The sequence below is a fragment of the Limosilactobacillus reuteri subsp. simiae genome, assembly GCF_020784875.1.
GTDB classification, from domain to species: domain Bacteria; phylum Bacillota; class Bacilli; order Lactobacillales; family Lactobacillaceae; genus Limosilactobacillus; species Limosilactobacillus reuteri_H.
The window spans coordinates 1-228 of sequence record NZ_JAJGUI010000086.1 but is presented as its reverse complement, the minus strand read 5'-3'; the positions used below and the strand labels follow the sequence as shown (position 1 = coordinate 228).

At 50.4% G+C, this 228-nt stretch carries 1 protein-coding gene; it reads left to right on the top strand.

Going from position 1 to position 228, the window contains the following annotated elements; genetic code table 11:
* A partial coding sequence (locus LMC10_RS02120) for a hypothetical protein (RefSeq protein WP_267866778.1) occupies positions 1-228 on the top strand: 228 nt, incomplete at both ends.

Sequence of the window (228 nt, the reverse complement as noted above, 5' to 3'; positions counted from 1 at the left end):
AAGCAGATGTTGATTCACTTGCACTTACCGAAGCCGAAGTACTTTCACTAGCACTTACGGAGGCAGATGTGCTTTCACTCGCACTTACTGATGCTGAAGTTGATTCGCTCGCACTTACGGAGGCAGATGTGCTTTCGCTGGCGCTCACAGAAGCGGATGTTGATTCACTTGCACTTACCGAAGCCGAGGTGCTTTCGCTGGCGCTTACTGAAGCGGATGTTGATTCAC